General features: G+C 55.5%; 16 protein-coding genes and 1 pseudogene. 5 read left to right on the top strand and 12 right to left on the bottom strand.

Features of this window, described 5'->3' with window-relative positions; all coding sequences use genetic code 11:
* Positions 1–238 precede the first annotated feature (238 nt).
* The 8 genes from GQ39_RS07920 to GQ39_RS07875 form a co-directional block, all read right to left on the bottom strand.
* Entirely contained in the window at positions 239–472 is a 234-nt protein-coding gene (locus GQ39_RS07920) for a type II toxin-antitoxin system PrlF family antitoxin (protein ID WP_052193502.1), read from the bottom strand.
* A 460-nt stretch (positions 473–932) separates the two neighbouring features.
* Positions 933–1,547 (bottom strand): hypothetical protein, encoded by a 615-nt coding sequence (locus GQ39_RS07915; protein ID WP_152613974.1) that lies wholly within the window; start codon positions 1,545–1,547, stop codon positions 933–935.
* A 461-nt stretch (positions 1,548–2,008) separates the two neighbouring features.
* Complete coding sequence (locus GQ39_RS07905) at positions 2,009–2,344, bottom strand: hypothetical protein (protein ID WP_047528695.1); 336 nt, start codon at positions 2,342–2,344, stop codon at positions 2,009–2,011.
* A 22-nt stretch (positions 2,345–2,366) separates the two neighbouring features.
* The gene (locus GQ39_RS07900; protein WP_047528694.1) at positions 2,367–3,095 is read right to left on the bottom strand and encodes a metallophosphoesterase family protein; all 729 of its coding nucleotides are present in this window, start codon (positions 3,093–3,095) and stop codon (positions 2,367–2,369) included.
* A gap of 152 nt (positions 3,096–3,247) precedes the next feature.
* Complete coding sequence (locus tag GQ39_RS07895) at positions 3,248–3,463, bottom strand: hypothetical protein (protein ID WP_047528693.1); 216 nt, start codon at positions 3,461–3,463, stop codon at positions 3,248–3,250.
* A gap of 514 nt (positions 3,464–3,977) precedes the next feature.
* Positions 3,978–4,361, bottom strand: coding sequence for a hypothetical protein (locus GQ39_RS07885; RefSeq protein ID WP_047528691.1), 384 nt, complete (start codon positions 4,359–4,361; stop codon positions 3,978–3,980).
* Positions 4,362–4,384: 23 nt separating this feature from the next.
* Entirely contained in the window at positions 4,385–4,807 is a 423-nt protein-coding gene (locus tag GQ39_RS07880) for a hypothetical protein (RefSeq protein WP_047528690.1), read from the bottom strand.
* Between the two features lie 41 nt (positions 4,808–4,848).
* Complete coding sequence (locus tag GQ39_RS07875; protein ID WP_081997864.1) at positions 4,849–5,289, bottom strand: DUF6957 family protein; 441 nt, start codon at positions 5,287–5,289, stop codon at positions 4,849–4,851.
* Between the two features lie 314 nt (positions 5,290–5,603).
* On the opposite strand from GQ39_RS07875, the gene GQ39_RS07870 reads away from it, so the two are divergent.
* Positions 5,604–6,077: a hypothetical protein gene (locus GQ39_RS07870; protein WP_047528689.1), complete on the top strand. Its 474-nt coding sequence runs from the start codon at positions 5,604–5,606 to the stop codon at positions 6,075–6,077.
* A gap of 514 nt (positions 6,078–6,591) precedes the next feature.
* Here the strand turns inward: GQ39_RS07870 and GQ39_RS07865 are convergent.
* Both GQ39_RS07865 and GQ39_RS07860 read right to left on the bottom strand, forming a co-directional pair.
* Positions 6,592–6,756, bottom strand: a pseudogene (locus GQ39_RS07865) (GntR family transcriptional regulator); the annotation flags it as partial.
* 37 nt (positions 6,757–6,793) lie between these two features.
* Positions 6,794–8,278 (bottom strand): hypothetical protein, encoded by a 1,485-nt coding sequence (locus tag GQ39_RS07860; RefSeq protein ID WP_047528687.1) that lies wholly within the window; start codon positions 8,276–8,278, stop codon positions 6,794–6,796.
* Between GQ39_RS07860 and GQ39_RS32275 the strand changes: the two genes are divergently transcribed.
* On the top strand, positions 8,264–8,506 hold the full coding sequence (locus tag GQ39_RS32275) for a hypothetical protein (protein WP_139213666.1): 243 nt from the start codon (positions 8,264–8,266) through the stop codon (positions 8,504–8,506). The genes GQ39_RS07860 and GQ39_RS32275 overlap by 15 nt on opposite strands.
* Positions 8,507–8,841: 335 nt before the next feature.
* On the opposite strand, the gene GQ39_RS07850 is transcribed toward GQ39_RS32275, so the two are convergent.
* The gene (locus tag GQ39_RS07850; protein WP_047528683.1) at positions 8,842–9,864 is read right to left on the bottom strand and encodes a zinc-dependent alcohol dehydrogenase family protein; all 1,023 of its coding nucleotides are present in this window, start codon (positions 9,862–9,864) and stop codon (positions 8,842–8,844) included.
* Positions 9,865–10,133: 269 nt separating this feature from the next.
* On the opposite strand from GQ39_RS07850, the gene GQ39_RS07845 reads away from it, so the two are divergent.
* A complete protein-coding gene (locus GQ39_RS07845; protein ID WP_047528682.1) occupies positions 10,134–11,048 on the top strand; it encodes a LysR family transcriptional regulator in 915 nt (304 codons plus the stop codon).
* Positions 11,049–11,422: 374 nt separating this feature from the next.
* On the opposite strand, the gene GQ39_RS07840 is transcribed toward GQ39_RS07845, so the two are convergent.
* Positions 11,423–12,316 (bottom strand): DMT family transporter, encoded by an 894-nt coding sequence (locus GQ39_RS07840; protein ID WP_047528681.1) that lies wholly within the window; start codon positions 12,314–12,316, stop codon positions 11,423–11,425.
* Between the two features lie 154 nt (positions 12,317–12,470).
* Here GQ39_RS07840 and GQ39_RS07835 point away from each other — a divergent pair, with 154 nt between their 5' ends.
* Both GQ39_RS07835 and mexE read left to right on the top strand, forming a co-directional pair.
* On the top strand, positions 12,471–13,052 hold the full coding sequence (locus GQ39_RS07835) for a helix-turn-helix domain-containing protein (protein ID WP_047528680.1): 582 nt from the start codon (positions 12,471–12,473) through the stop codon (positions 13,050–13,052).
* 540 nt (positions 13,053–13,592) lie between these two features.
* Positions 13,593–14,846, top strand: a complete 1,254-nt coding sequence (gene mexE, locus GQ39_RS07830) for a multidrug efflux RND transporter periplasmic adaptor subunit MexE (protein ID WP_047528679.1) — start codon at positions 13,593–13,595, stop codon at positions 14,844–14,846.
* Positions 14,847–14,851 lie beyond the last annotated feature (5 nt).

Here is a 14,851-nt window from a genome sequence, read left to right as displayed (position 1 = left end):
AATGGGCTGCTCCAACACCCTTTTCTGTGGCGTTGGAGGTGGCGGTAGCAGCTTACTTTCTGAACATAGATTTCTGCGAGCCTCTGTTTTCGGCTCTCGGCTTTTTCGTGCCCTGGACATGATTCTCCACGAACGAGCCTACCCAATTGGTTGCACCATGCTGACCGTGCTCACTTGGAGCAAACAGTCCATACCCAATTACACACCCATTCACACCCATTTAAGTAGTCGACGCGGGTCAATCATCGACAGACAAAAGCGGTGCATCGAGATCGGCATCAACACCGAGCACTAAGGACTGGATGCGGGCCACCAGCTGTGCGTCCACGGCCCTCAACTTCTCCGGATTGTGTTCGATATCGGCAGCCAGGCGTTGGAGGACTAAAGAGACAGAATGGTCATCTCCCGCCTTTTCAGCGAGTGAGTGCAAGCCGTCATCAGTGCCTTTTATAAGGGTGCGAGAGTCTTTCACGGTGAATACCTCAGCTGTCGAAAACGCAATGACCGAACTCGGTGATTACCTGCAATACCCTGTCGAAAGGTGATCCCCCCCGAGTCGTGAAATTCTGTCTCTCGTACACCAGTGACATTCGTGTAATCCTCAGTGCGCGACGACCATTCAGTAGTCAATTTAGCCGTGCATGATTGCATCAGCCTGGATCTGAGTCCTTCGACTTTGGCGTGAAAACTATCACGCCATTGATCACTTCAAGAGTAAAAACGTCACCGACACTCAGCCCTAAACTAGCGATTAAACCTGGGGGTAAGTCGACGATAAGGTCGCCACTACCATCCCCGGGATCTTGGCATATTGCTGTCCAGCGTTTCGCATCGTTATCCACTTAGCCTCCTGTTGCATTCCACTTGACCAATCATTAGTGAAGGATTTGAACAGAACGCTTCGCGGTTACGAGAGACAGGGCCCCTCGGGCTCACCGGGACGATCGACCAGGTACTAATCGCATTAGGTCTAGCCGTGACATTATCAGCGCGTAATCCTCGTACCACTGCGAGAAGTTATGCAAATCTCTGTCCCCAAAAGCTGCCAGCACTTTCTGCTGATAGACGAAGCCCGTCATCACAGGCATGTGTCGAATCACTGGCGTATCTGACTTCCCGGTATAATAGACAGCATTTTCAAAGGACAAAGCGTTGTTGGGAGTCGACCTCTTGCGATGCAGTGACGCGAGGATGGTGGCATCAATGACCACCCCATTCTCAAGCGTGATCCAAGCATGTGCGTGCTTACTGGCAGGTAGGTTGTCCACGGAATCGAGTTTGTCGCCGTCAGTAACATCCTTCACGAGCTTTTCAACACTCAGCCCCAGATAGAGACCATCAGATAGTTCTACGTCTCCGATCGTGATGGTGTGCCTGATTCCGAGATTCAAAAAAATATAGGAGAGCTCTCGTGATATTTGAAAGCAATTTCCTGGCAACACCTCGGTGTGCGGTAGGAAGTCCGAGAACGCTTTTGCAATCTCGGCAACGACCAACCCCAAATCGATGTCGAAGGTTGGATCAATTTTCAAAGGGTAGTTCGACATTCCCCCCGCTAGAGCGTCAGTCCGCTCCGCAGCTTCTCGGAAAGGCTCTATGTAATTTTCCAACAGCATTTTTTCTAGTCACCCAATGTTGAACGATGGTAACCGCTCCCACCTTCATGTCTCCGGTGGCGACATCATTAGCTCAGTGAACGGTTGTCCTTACAGGCTTGGCACCGTTCTCGTGTAACCAGTGGCAAATCACATACCGACTCCCGTTGCTCGTTTCACAAAGCTGGTAACCCGCGAGCTCAAACACTCTTTGGACACTTGATGTCCGGATACTTCTGCCATCTTCAAAGCGACCTCGTGTTTCAAAAAAAACGATACCGGTCATGCATGGAGGCTGAATTTCGGCACAGCAGAGATACCCTGTGATCCGGACACCGAAATCAATTTCCCTTGCCTCTAACACGCTATTAGGGAATCCCTACTCTCGACCCTCTTGGCATTCGATACCGACTTCAGTGAATTCGATCAAACCGGTTTAACGCGCCATTGTCATAAAGCCAGTGGGCTACGACATACTTACCGCCATCGGCTGCAATCACGATTTCATAGCCATCACGCTTGTATCGATCAGCAATGGATTGCGTATGGATTGGCAACCCTTCCGGAAAGGCCCTGGCGTGATCGCAAAAAAGAAGCCCAGTCATGCGCGGGGGACGCTCCAATGCGCATAGCAAATAGCCAACAACGTCAGGATCATTGATAGCTGCGCGTGCTTGCACTATGACCGTCGGCAGCTTGTACAACCGGAAGTCAGACAGCTCTGCTCCATATGTTTTGATCCAGTGCATCTAGTCTCCCCCTCCTCAGCGATCAGATTTCTGTAGTCAAATCGGGAGTAAACCCCGTCTCTTCTTCAGGATAACCACGGGAGTTCGAAATGATTCGGCATCCATCCAGCTCGGTATCGAGAGCTTGGTGCGTGTGACCAAAAATCCAAACGTCTGTCAGCGGCAGAAGAGCGTGCCAGCTGTTGAAATATGCCGCACTAAGATGATCGTAGTACTTTTCTCGGCCCGCTTCGGGGACAGGGCAATGATGCGTAACGACAATGGTTTTGCCGTCAAATGGCTCGCTGAGCTCGCGCTTCAGAAAGTCAAAAGCCACGCGATTTCGCTCGATCACATCTGCTGGGCGCAGTCGGCGAAAACTCTCCGTCGCGTGGATCAGCCTGAAATCATTCATCAAAGCTGCACACGTCATTGAAGCCGCGATCTTGTCGCCAGTAGATGTGAAATCCGTCCAAGCCGTCGTGACCAAAAATCGTACTCCGTTTTGAATCCACACCTGGTTTTCCAGGACATGGACATGGGCTGCGGCGGCGTCTCGCATTTTTCGAAGGGTGTGATCGATATGGCCCCCATAAAATTCATGGTTCCCACAGACATAAATAACCCGGCACGTGAAGGTCTCATTTGCCCACTCCACGCCACGACATTTTGTGTCGATGTCTCCCGCCAAAATCACGAGATCTGCGTTGGTCGTAGGTGGCACGAATTTAGAAAACTCGAGGTGTAGATCCGAGAGCACGTGAACCTTCATTGGTGGATCCTCAAGCTGATTTGTCAGGTGTTCTAGAAAAATGTGAACCCGCGGCACGGGATCAGGATGCGCGGCTACGATTGAGTCGCCCCTTCGCGTAAGCGCCTAGCTTTGCCAGATCACCTAAAGGCAGCGAATGAGTGCCGGGCCTATCAGTGCTTGGTGGGTTCACCCGCGCCCCAGGTCGGTGGGTTTTCGACACTTTTAATCGACATCTTGAGCTCGAGCTGCATGTGCTGAAATACCAAATCAAGGTTTGGATGTGTTCCGGACTCGCGCAATACCGTGACCAGGCTCAACAGCTCTCGACCCTCACCTAACGGCATCTGGACATTGCAAAAAACGGTGTCGTCATCACCCCTTCCCATTTCCAATCTCCATCATTTTTTGAAGGGAGGTACTGCGTATCCCCCTGGCGTGAAACCGATATGAAATACGGCGCAACGCAGAGAGTTTCGATTATAAATCGACTGTACAAATGAACACTAAAACCCATCGACTCTAACTACAGAAGTTTATACTCGCTGCAAAGCGATTTATTTTTGAGCCCATATCTTGATAACAATTGTCATGTTGGGGAACAATTAACCGCGCCCTACTCCTCTCGACATCAAGGCATAAATTGAAGCTCTTAATTGACTACATGATCGTTAATATCTTGCGGATCGATTTTTCTTGGGATAATGCTGCAATTAGCAATGTCCGACATGAAATCATTGATACGCATGAATTGGCTTATTCAGAGTGCGAAAACATCAGGGAGGTCGAGGCTAAATTCGAGCAACTGCGAAATTACCCCACGGACTCGGATGCCCTCGCTCAACCGGATTCGAAAGCCAAGGTACTGAGGGTTCAGTACCTGTCCTGAACAAGGCGCATCGATCAGTGGATGGCTGGCGATGGCACATCCACCTCCCCCACGGCTGAGCGTAGAAGGTTGTGAAAGCTTGGTCGGCCGTCCCCCCTCTTGAACGAGGCAATGACGTAGCGCGAATTCATGGTCGTCAGTACCCAGAACGGCCCTACTTTCGCGGCGAAACGAATGTGGGAGGTACGCATGATATGCCCATCAGCGAACCGACCCAACTCGTCAACCCGTTGATGCCCATAAGTAACTCCAACCGCTGTACCGTCGGCTATGAAAACATCGCTCAAATAAGCTGTGATGGAGGCATCATGCATATACCTCTGAGCCCGAATTATCCGCTTGATGTGAAAATCCGAAAGCCGTTTGGAGTGCCATTCCGTGTTGATATCTTTGTGCATGATGCCTCCGCAGCGACCGTTGATCAGTAGATCTTTTTGACGTTGGTTAAAGATTGGGCGTCGAACGAACTATCGTGAGCGTCCGTGTAAACCACGCCGCTCTCTACCTCAAGCAAGCAGATAACAACGCTGTTAGGGTCGTAACCGATAGACACTGCATTCAACTTTTCCATACGCCAGCTCTGGCCGCCATTCATCCAGGGTGGAGTTTGGACTTGCACTTCAGTAATAACGAAATCCTCGTTTTGCGATGAAATGAGCTCATGCAACCTGGTCTCATCGTTCAAAAATTCGACCGTGTCTGCAAAGCGGTCTTCATGTCTTGTTTTTACCGCCACGTGATACCAGTGCGTGTTCAACACTCGCGACACGCTATGCCAGTGAGCCAGGCCATCCCCAAACATACCCGGGAAACCTGCAATTTCAGTGTCTACTGTTCTGAACATATTGACTCTTACGGGAGGTCATTGCCGGGGCAACGCATCACTTAGAAAAAAGAAAAAATTGTCTTGAGAGTTACCAACTTTTCGTGGCCATTCCCCATTAGCACGTAAACGGTATTCCGCGTTTCGAAGAGAAACCCTTCTTCAAAGGAAACCGCAAAAGTGCTGCGCATCCAATCGCCGACATCAAAACGACGCTGACTGTCGAAGCGCACGTTGTGAGCAAACAAAACCAACGGTAGCTGCCCGGCCGACTGAATTTTCTGTAGTTCCTCATCGGTGACATCGGCTCGTAAAATCGTCCAGTCGTCCACCAGGCAATGCGGCTTACGCGGATAGAGCGCTTTCACCAGCTCTATCAAATTCTCATCTGAGTCGAGGGATCCGTAACGGGGCTCTCCGGGGCCGCCCAGTAGCTCGTCACTTCCTTCGTTTTGATCTGTGCTCAACTTCAAAATCTCCGTTAACTCATCTGCTGCGTTCAAAGCCGGATCTCTTCATAGGCTGTGAGGCCGGTCTCCGGAACCTCTTGCTAGCGAACGGGGCTGGATGATCACAATCCGCGCTTTCGCTCGCTGGATCTCGTGTAATGGAGCGCTCTGCTGAACCTCTCAAGTTGGCGTGCTCCCCAAGGGCTCAGCCTGAACGACCCTGCCGAGAGGTGCTGGCGATGACCTGTCGCTCGCTCTCGATCACTGTGCGCCATGCCTCGAAGCGCTCGAATGTACGGATAATACACTATATTGACGTTTATTCGTAAAGCTCAGTTATGGCTATATCCTGACTTTTGAGCAAAGTCATGGAACTGAGAAGCGCATTTGCAGGCGTACTTCGGGCGCTCCGTCTCGTCCGGCGCGCCAGGTACGCTGACGTCTCGGATGCGACCCACCGACGTAAAGTCAGTGCCCTCGAGAACGCGCAGACCAGCATCACCGTCGAGCAATTTGACGAGCTTGCGCAATCACTCGGCCTAGATCCGATCGCGATGCTTGCCCTCTCCATTGCACAACGCCAGGGTGAGCAACCGCTGACTGTAATTGGCCGTGCATTGACCGACGTGGCTGCTTTCGAAGCTGAGGGGGGGATGAAGGTGCTCGCTGACCAGTTCGATGCAGACGGTAGTCTCATAAAACGAGGCCGCGGCAAACCGCTGAACGTGGATAACGAGAGAGCTGTGCTGGCGCTTAAGGCGGAAGGTGCGACGCAACAACAGGTAGCGACGCAGTTGGGGCTGGCGTTGACGTCGGTGAGGGAGTATTGGAGGAAGTCCTAGCTACTTCACCCACGGTGATCGAGGCTATAAGCGCCCCTTGAGAGGCCACGATTAAGTGCTCACGTTGGTCTAGCCTATCCGCGTGTAGAGACGCTAGCCATGCTAGCCATATAGCAAGGCGTTAACCCCAACCGCAGAGCAAGCGGAGCGAGCAGGTCGAATGGCCAAAGGCGTGCGGATGGACGCCCGACAGGGTCGAGACGCAAAGCGGCTCGATTTACGACAGCCGTTCCCGAAGGGCACGCAAAAACTGTGGTGCCCCTCTCCTTGCTTCCAAGGTAACCCGGCATTGTGCTCACACTTACACGACGGTCATTGAGAGAGCCTTGAACACCCAGATTTCAGGGTGTCTCGACCCAATTTTGAAAAGTGTAAACAGACGGGTATATTTCGGTGCCATTTTTACGTTTACAGCGTAAATTCGTCCAGTTAGCAATGGCGACCACCTGCAAGCCTCGCCATAAGGCCACTTCATGGCTCAAATTGTTTTTACACAGTCGTTGACAGCGCGAAATGTATAGGCGTATTGAATGGTCGAGATCGATACGTTCAGGCGCTGGGCCAGTTGACGCAACGATGGCAGGCGAACGCGCGCATCAGTAGCATGCTCGCTGATCAGGCTGGTCAGATAGCGGTACACCGCCTGATAAGCAAAATCCGTTTCCCGCGGCCCTTTCATGGGAGATGGCCGATGATGAGGCGTCTGAAGCTCACTTTCACCGACCCGCCGACCGTTCACTCGTCACGGGAGCGGCATTTTCGCTGCCCTCAATGTGCGACGGCGTATCGGCACCTGCTGACTCGCCCGCCCAGCCCTCATGGGCGGATACCGATCTCATGTGGTACAGCTTGCCGATCAGGCTGACCGGCAAGCCGCTGACATCAACCATCCATTGCATGACCTGCTCGGCGACCGGTTGCCCCTGCATGGCCCGGTGCAGGTCGGGCATGGCCACGAGCATGCCGGGGTGGCACTGACGCAGGAAGCGCTCAAGGTTTGCGCCACTGTCGACGAAAGGCGCAAACAGCAGACACAGCAGCTGTGCCTCGCTCAAGCCAAGATTGCGCTGGATCTCGGCCGCCGTACGTGCGCGTTGCTCAGCCAGTGTCGCCGGGTTGCCGAAGGCTTCCACCGCCTGCTCGCACAGGCGCTCCGGCAGTTGTTTGCGGCGCATCATCACCAAGGTGCGCTGCAGGTATCGGGCGACGCCCTCCTCATAGGTTTGCCCCTGCACGAAGCAGGCTTGCAGCCCTCGAACGTGCGCCAGAACATCAAGACTCACGTATTCATTGTCGCTGAGCTGAGTCGACAACTCGTCCGCCTGGAAACCGAGAAACTCGGTCAACAATGGCCAACGGTCTTCCAGATTATTGACCAGAATGTCGTGAATATTGATGAACGCGGTACGCCGACAGGTTTCAAACTGATCGGCCGGACGCCAGGGTGCCTGGCCGTGCTCGCCATATAACGCGCGGAAGCAGTCGCCTCCCAATTCGTCCAGCAAAGCGAACAGGCCGTCGTAACCCGGCTGGACATGGCTCAATGGCTCAAGTCCGGCTTTCGCGATGGCACGTCTCAACCCTTCGATAAATTGCTTCTGTTGGCGAAGCGCGTCGCCGCTGACCAGAGCATCGACGCCGTGGTTCCAGCGGGCAATTTGCCCATAGAACTCGCCGGTGGCCAGATAGCCGTCATCCCAAAGATCAAGCGGCTGATCCCATACACGACGATGGCCAATCATCAACTGGTTCATTCGATGGGACTCGCGCCCGGCCCTGGACGTCGGTGCCACGTGATCGAACGGCAGGACTTCCCTGTTATCGACCATCAGCACTTCGACCCGTGGATCGTCAAAGACGAACAACGCGCTGCACGTCCGATGAATGTTTTCCAGCGCCGTCGTGCTGGTGCTGTTCAAGCGCAAGGTGGCCACTCGCAGCTGGAATGTCGCCGGGGACCGGGTGGCGATCGTCAATTGCGCGGCGCGCAGCATCGCCAGGGTGTAGCAACTGTCACGGGAACCGGACTGGATCGCCAGCACCTTGAAGTCCGCTATTTGATCCATACCGCCAGCCGCCACTGCCAGGCGCTGGATCAACAACTGCAACGCAGTTCGTTCGGCACGGGAAAAAAAACCCAGCAGGCGCTGCAACACTTGTTGATAGACATAGTTCATCGCTTGATCATGGATGCTGGTCATTTTTATTTACCTGATGCTCATAAGTTCGATATCGCGCAACAACTGCATGCACAGCGCAAGGAATTGTCTGGAGATGATTTAGTTACGGAACATGATTGCCAAATGTTAGCACTTAAGTTTTCTGGCCAAGATTTGAACGGTTTGGACGTTACCAACGTGTTGAATAGCGTCTGCGCTGAGGAAACGCCCGGCTGGCAAGGTTTCTTCCGTTTGCGCTCGACGTCCTAGGAAGTTTCCGACAGAGCCCCACAGACGCGTAATACAAAAAATAAAGAAAGAAGTTGCCCGCGATTGTTCGGTAACGGCGTAACAGCCCACTCTTTTTTGGATATGTATTAGTGCTGCATAGCGAAAAGTATCGATCTGATACCTGACCATGACTCATTCCTTGAGATGAAAGTAATCATTCAATTATCAGGGCTTAGATGCTGATTAGAAGCTACAGATCGAGAGCAAAAACCAGTTCAGTTGCTGAACCGGCCCGTCGGCAGGCCGATGGGGTGTCTCATGGCACAAGGTGCCGACAGTAAAAAGTCCGTGCAAGCACGGACTTTTTGGGGGGATCAGGCCGGTTCGACCTGTAGCGCAACCCGCTCGCGGCATGGGCATTCGTCCATGTAGCGGTGTGCTTCGACAAACTCGGAAAACGGGAAGACCCGAGTCTTGAGTGGCAATACCACGCGGTCAGCGGTCAGCTGGTTAATGTCGCGCAAGGCACGGTGCAATGCCACCTGATCCTGGATGATGCCCAGTTCCGGCTTGCCGGTGAAGTTGCCGATGCAGTGCACAAAGAACTGAATATTCTTCTGGAACGCTGCGCAGGCCGGGAATGGCGTCTGGTTGCCCCCTTGCAGGCCATACAGGACCAGGCTGCCCCGAGGCGCCAGTACATCGCCAAGCAGCGACATCTGCGGCCCACCCAAGCCATCGAAAACCACATCCACACCACGGTTGTCGGTGATCTTGTTGATCCGCATCAGCAGATCTTCTTCCTCGGTGACGATCACTTTCTCGGCACCCAGCGACAGCAGGTATTCACGTTCATCCGCAGTTTTGGTCGCCGCGATCACCCGTACGCCCAGGGCTTTGCCCAGTTGTACAAACGATGGGCCGGCGCAGTGACTGGCGTCGGTAACCAGCGCAAATTGCCCGGGTTTGACCCGCGCCAGATCGACATAAGCGAAATAGGCGATCAGCAGCGGAGTGTAGTGCACACTCGCTTCAATCGGGCTGAGTACGTCGGGATAGCGGGTCAGTGATGTGCGCGGCAGCACGATCAGCTCGCCGTAGACAGGGTAGTCGTTGGGGCTTTCGGCCGGAAAACTGGCGACCTTGTCACCGACTGCCAAGTCATCGACACCTTCACCGACAGCGGTGACGATACCCGCCATTTCCTGGCCAAGGCCGGACGGCAGACGTGCGTGGGACGGTGCCAGGTTCTGGCGCCACAGCGTGTCGTACCAACTGATCCCAATGGCTTCGACGCGCACCTGCACTTCACCCGGTGCAGGCAGAGACGCCGCATGCTCTTCGCATTTGAGCACCTCGGCTGGACCAAACTTGTGAAAACGGATCGTGCGGGACATCGCAAACCTCGCCAGTTAAACCTCTAATGCCCTGAACTCTAGCTGGGCTTTTAGCCCAAGACTATCAGTGGCTATTAATAGTCGACATGCCTGTCATTGATTCCGCCGCAGCGCCAACATTCTCAAATGTCGTAGGAAACCGAAGCCATCCTTGTAGGAAAACTGAATTACTCGGTGCAGAGTACCAGCCTTTCCCCGTAATATTCTCGCTGGCCATTGTTCTCATATGGCTGCACACGTCAAGTTTGCTGACTCTGCCAGGACTCCAGATGAATCGTAATGACCTGCGTCGTGTCGACCTGAACCTGTTAATCGTATTCGAAACATTGATGCACGAGCGCAGCGTGACTCGCGCTGCCGAGAAACTGTTCCTCGGCCAACCTGCCATCAGCGCGGCGCTTTCGCGCCTGCGCGGGCTGTTTGATGATCCGCTGTTTGTGCGCACCGGCCGCAGCATGGAGCCGTCCGCCCGGGCCGTGGAGATCTTCGCCCTGCTCTCGCCAGCGCTGGATTCAATTTCCACCGCAGTCAGCCGTGCGGCCGAGTTCGATCCGGCCACCAGTACCGCTGTGTTTCGCATCGGGCTGTCGGACGACGTTGAATTTGCCTTGCTGCCCATGTTGCTCAAGCGGCTGCGCGCCGAATCCCCGGGGATCGTCCTAGTGGTGCGACGGGTCAACTACATCCTGATGCCGGGCCTGTTGGCATCCGGCGAAATTTCCATCGGTGTCAGCTACACCACCGATTTGCCGGCGAACGCCAAACGCAAAGTACTGCGCCGCAGCCAGCCCAAGCTGCTGCGGGCCGACACTGTGCCGGGGCCTTTGAGCCTGGATGATTACTGCGCGCGGCCCCATGCGCTGGTGTCATTCGCGGGCGATCTCAGCGGCTTCATTGATGAAGAACTGGAAAAGCTCGGGCGCAAACGTCACGTGGTACTGGCCGTCCCGCAGTTCAACGGCTTGAGCACCCTCCTCTCCGGCACCGACATTGTGGCGACCGTGCCGGACTATACAGCCGACGCGCTGACCGCCGCAGGCGGTGTGCGGGCCGAAGATCCGCCGCTGCCAGTGCGCAGCTTCGAATTGCACATGGCATGGCGTGGGTCGCAGGACAACGATCCGGGCGAGCGCTGGTTGCGGTCGCGGATTCAGATGTTTTTCGGGGATCCCGATAGTCTCTAGGGGTCGTCTAACAGGTTGTTCAGCTGATCATTTTTGCCTTTCCACAAACCATGGAGCTCCAATCACTTCCAGTGGATTGCTACACCGGGGGCACATCTGAGGTCAAGCAGGCTATTGATGAGGATGGGGGCACTGAGCGAGATATAAGACCCCTAACTATCACGACGTGCGGACTGGAGAATATGTGCACGCGTTGGAGGCTTGAGACATTAGTGGATGAGTCAAGGTCGCATCAGTGGCTCTCCACCGATCCATTTTTTACAGGGTTATAGAAGAGCTTGAGCGGCGGAATCTGCATCTTCCAGCCCTGAACCTCCAAAACCCAAAAAACAGCCGATGCAGATATCAGATGGCGTGCGATGTCACGTCCGACCCTAGGTCACTTCCTGACGCGGGGCGCGGCCCAGCGACCAACCAAAATTCATGCCCGCCGCCGCCAGCAGGATCGCGCTCGCGCCAAGCACTTGCAGGGCGCTGAGCGGATGGGCGAAGGCAACCCAGTCGACCAGAATGGCGACGATCGGATAGATGAACGACAGTGCGCCGACCAACGCCGTGGGGATTTTCTGGATGGCGCTGTACAGCAGGGTCGACATGAGCCCGGTATGGACCACGCCGATAATGATCAGATATGTCCAGGCGCCCTCGGCTGTATCGACCCTGCTGAAATCCACGAACGGGGCCAGGACCAGCACGCCTACCACCATCTGGATCAGCACGATCAGGTGCGCGGGCAAGTCCTTGAGGCGCTTGGTGATCGCCGCCGCCACGGCGTAGAAAAAGGCCGAAGCCAGGGCCAGGCAGACGCCGAGCACGTAGTCGGCGCCGGTGGCCTGGCCACTGCCCTTGGCGGACACGATCAACATCAGCCCAGCGAAGGCCAACAGCAGCCAGCCAACCTTGGCGGCGCTGAGGCGTTCAGCGAAAAACAGCACACCCAGACCGACCAGCATGAACGGCTGAACGTGGTAGACCACCGTGGCAATGGCGATAGAGGAATGTTTGTAGGCACTGAATAGCAGCACCCAGTTAAGGATCAGCGCCACCCCGCCCAGGCACACCAGAATGAACTGCCGGGCGGTGATCAGGGAGCGGCGCAGCACCCCAAGCACCAGGCATGTGACCAGCATCGCGATGGCGCCGAACAAGCAACGCCAGAACACCACGGCCTCCGGGCTCTGCCCCGACATGATGACAAACCAGCCCACCGTGCCGGAGATGACCATGGCCGAAATCATTTCGAGCGTCCCACGGGTTTGCGACTTCATCACTCACTGCTTCCTTGCCGTCGACATTGCCGTAACCTAAGCCGCCGTTCGCAGGGATTGGTTCGGCAAAACGAACTTTATAATGAACTAATGACCACTATAATGAACAGGACACCTAAGAGCGTCAACCACTTAAGGATGATATATAAAACAAATGACCGATATAACGAACGCCCTGCCAAAAAGTCATCCGAGCCGAATCGATCTGCTGGCGCTTTCAATCAAACGCGAACGCTTGGCCGCCGGGCTTTCCTTGACCGAGCTGGCGAAGCGCGCCGGGGTGGCAAAGTCGACCTTGTCTCAATTAGAGTCGGGAATCGGTAACCCCAGCATCGAAACCTTGTGGTCGCTAGCGATGGCAATGGGTTTGCAAGTCACCCGGTTCTTCGAGCAACCCCAACAGCCGTTACGGGTGATTCGCGCCAACGAGGGCATGACCACCTATGCCGAGACTGCCAATTACGCAGCGACACTGCTTGCCGATTGCCCGGCGGGAGTAAAGCGCGACATCTACCGGCTCAAGGTGCAGCCCGGTGAAGTTCGGCTGTCTCAGCCTCACCCACCGGGAACCGTAGAGCACGTGGTGTTGTGCAGTGGCAGCGCCCGTATTGGCCCGGCGAGCGGACCTGTGTTGCTGAACGCAGGCGACTACATCAGCTACCTGGCGAATGTGCCTCACGTGTTCGAAGCACTCGAGGCGGACACTACTGCGGTGATGGTGATAGAGCATTCCTAAGATAGGCACCATGGACACGCCAAATGTTGAATCGCCCTGCATTCCTGGACGCGCTGACAGCGACTGGCGATGCCCCTGACTCCAATGTGGAGTTAACAGTAACCATTAGAACCCTAATGGACTTCTGCCAGCTCTCGCCGTTTTCGTTCGTGTATCACGAGCGACTTGGGGGTAAAAGTGGGGGGCAATATTGGTGGCATATTTGACGTTTTTCTGCCTGAAAATATTGTTCTAGAGCCTGGTCAAAATGTTCTTCGCGGATCCGGACAGTCTGGCTTGAGTGCCTTGTGAAGGCATTCGGCGCCATCGCTGCTAGCCAGCGATGGTCGCGACCAGGTTGCCCACCAGACCATTGCGTAGGCGGCAACACACAAATGCCATCAACCGGGTTGATCCAGTCTGGATATAAGGCGCAGGCTAGAGAGCTCGCCGGGCCTCTCCCATCATTCCGAATGATAGTTATCTTCGCCCCGTTCGATTCGTCCGCTCCAACCCTGCCGCGCATCATTCGCCAATCTCAATACATTGGCGGATGCATCCATGGAACAATCACTCAAACATTTGCGCTTCCCGTTGGCCGTGTTGGCCGTAGTGGTGATGAGCGCCTGCGGCAAAGCTCCACAAACCGCAGCCACGATGCCGGCGGCCAAGGTCAGCGTGGCCAAGGTGCTGGAGCAACCGGTCAACGAGTGGGACGAATTCACCGGGCGCCTTGAAGCCCCGGAAACCGTAGAAATTCGTCCACGGGTCTCCGGCCAGATCGATGACGTGGCCTTTACCGAGGGCGCCCTGGTCAAGAAAGGCGACCTGCTGTTCCAGATCGATCCCCGTCCGTTCCAGGCCGAGGTCCGCCGCCTCGAAGCGCTGGTCGCCCAGGCTCGCGCCAACGCCACCCGCAGCGAAAACGAAGCCCAGCGCGGTGAACGCCTGCGCACCAGCAATGCCATCTCCGCTGAACTGGCCGATTCGCGTACCAGCGCCGCTCAAGAATCCCGCGCCGCCGTCGGCGCGCTTCAGGCGCAACTGGACCTGGCCAAACTGAACCTGAGTTTCACCCGCGTCACCGCGCCCATCAGCGGTCGCGTCAGCCGCGCGGAAATCACCGCCGGCAACCTGGTGACCGCCGATACCACCGCGCTGACCAGCGTGGTTTCCACCGACAAGGTCTACGCCTACTTCGACGCTGACGAGCGTGTGTTCCTCAAGTACACCCAGCTCGCCCGCCAGGGCAAACGTGGCGCCGCCACCCCGGTTTACATGGGCCTGTCCAACGAAGACGGCAACCCGCACCTGGGCCAGATGAACTTCGTCGACAACCAGGTCAACCCGAAAACCGGCACCATCCGTGGTCGCGCCGTGTTCGACAACAGCGACGGCAGCTACACCCCGGGCCTCTATGCGCGCCTGAAACTGGTCGGCAGCGGCACCTACAACGCCATGCTGATCAACGATGAAGCCGTCGGCACTGACCTGGGCAAGAAGTTCGTGCTGGTGATGGATGCCGACAATAAAACCGCCTACCGCGCGGTCGAGCTGGGCCCGAAAATCGAAGGCTTGCGCATCGTGCGCAACGGTTTGAACAAGGACGACACCATCATCGTCAAGGGTCTGCAACGGGTACGTCCCGGCTCGCCAGTCACCCCTGAAGTGATCCCGATGGCCAGCGAGCAAACCCTCGCGGCCCTGGCACAACAACGTCAAGCGCTGGAAGCCAGCAACCTGCCCCAAGTCGCACCTGTCAAGGTCGCGCCGGGTACGGCTGTGAAGCTGGCTGCTGCGACTCCACGCGGTTAAGGGAT

This window comes from Pseudomonas sp. 11/12A (genome assembly GCF_000800055.1).
Lineage (GTDB): Bacteria > Pseudomonadota > Gammaproteobacteria > Pseudomonadales > Pseudomonadaceae > Aquipseudomonas > Aquipseudomonas mohnii.
Note: the sequence above shows the minus strand (reverse complement) of the source record. Positions and strands in the feature narration are given on the sequence as shown.

Excerpts from the sequence above, each read along its gene's own strand:
- GQ39_RS07840 (WP_047528681.1), bottom strand. The coding sequence starts at position 12,316 with ATGAAGTCGCAAACCCGTGGGACGCTCGAAATGATTTCGGCCATGGTC.
- GQ39_RS07870 (WP_047528689.1), top strand. The coding sequence starts at position 5,604 with ATGGAACTGAGAAGCGCATTTGCAGGCGTACTTCGGGCGCTCCGTCTC.
- GQ39_RS07895 (WP_047528693.1), bottom strand. The coding sequence starts at position 3,463 with ATGGGAAGGGGTGATGACGACACCGTTTTTTGCAATGTCCAGATGCCG.
- GQ39_RS07885 (WP_047528691.1), bottom strand. The coding sequence starts at position 4,361 with ATGCACAAAGATATCAACACGGAATGGCACTCCAAACGGCTTTCGGAT.
- mexE (WP_047528679.1), top strand. The coding sequence starts at position 13,593 with ATGGAACAATCACTCAAACATTTGCGCTTCCCGTTGGCCGTGTTGGCC.
- GQ39_RS32275 (WP_139213666.1), top strand. The coding sequence starts at position 8,264 with ATGGATGCTGGTCATTTTTATTTACCTGATGCTCATAAGTTCGATATC.
- GQ39_RS07845 (WP_047528682.1), top strand. The coding sequence starts at position 10,134 with ATGAATCGTAATGACCTGCGTCGTGTCGACCTGAACCTGTTAATCGTA.
- GQ39_RS07860 (WP_047528687.1), bottom strand. The coding sequence starts at position 8,278 with ATGACCAGCATCCATGATCAAGCGATGAACTATGTCTATCAACAAGTG.
- GQ39_RS07850 (WP_047528683.1), bottom strand. The coding sequence starts at position 9,864 with ATGTCCCGCACGATCCGTTTTCACAAGTTTGGTCCAGCCGAGGTGCTC.
- GQ39_RS07835 (WP_047528680.1), top strand. The coding sequence starts at position 12,471 with ATGACCGATATAACGAACGCCCTGCCAAAAAGTCATCCGAGCCGAATC.
- GQ39_RS07905 (WP_047528695.1), bottom strand. The coding sequence starts at position 2,344 with ATGCACTGGATCAAAACATATGGAGCAGAGCTGTCTGACTTCCGGTTG.
- GQ39_RS07880 (WP_047528690.1), bottom strand. The coding sequence starts at position 4,807 with ATGTTCAGAACAGTAGACACTGAAATTGCAGGTTTCCCGGGTATGTTT.
- GQ39_RS07915 (WP_152613974.1), bottom strand. The coding sequence starts at position 1,547 with ATGTCGAACTACCCTTTGAAAATTGATCCAACCTTCGACATCGATTTG.
- GQ39_RS07900 (WP_047528694.1), bottom strand. The coding sequence starts at position 3,095 with ATGAAGGTTCACGTGCTCTCGGATCTACACCTCGAGTTTTCTAAATTC.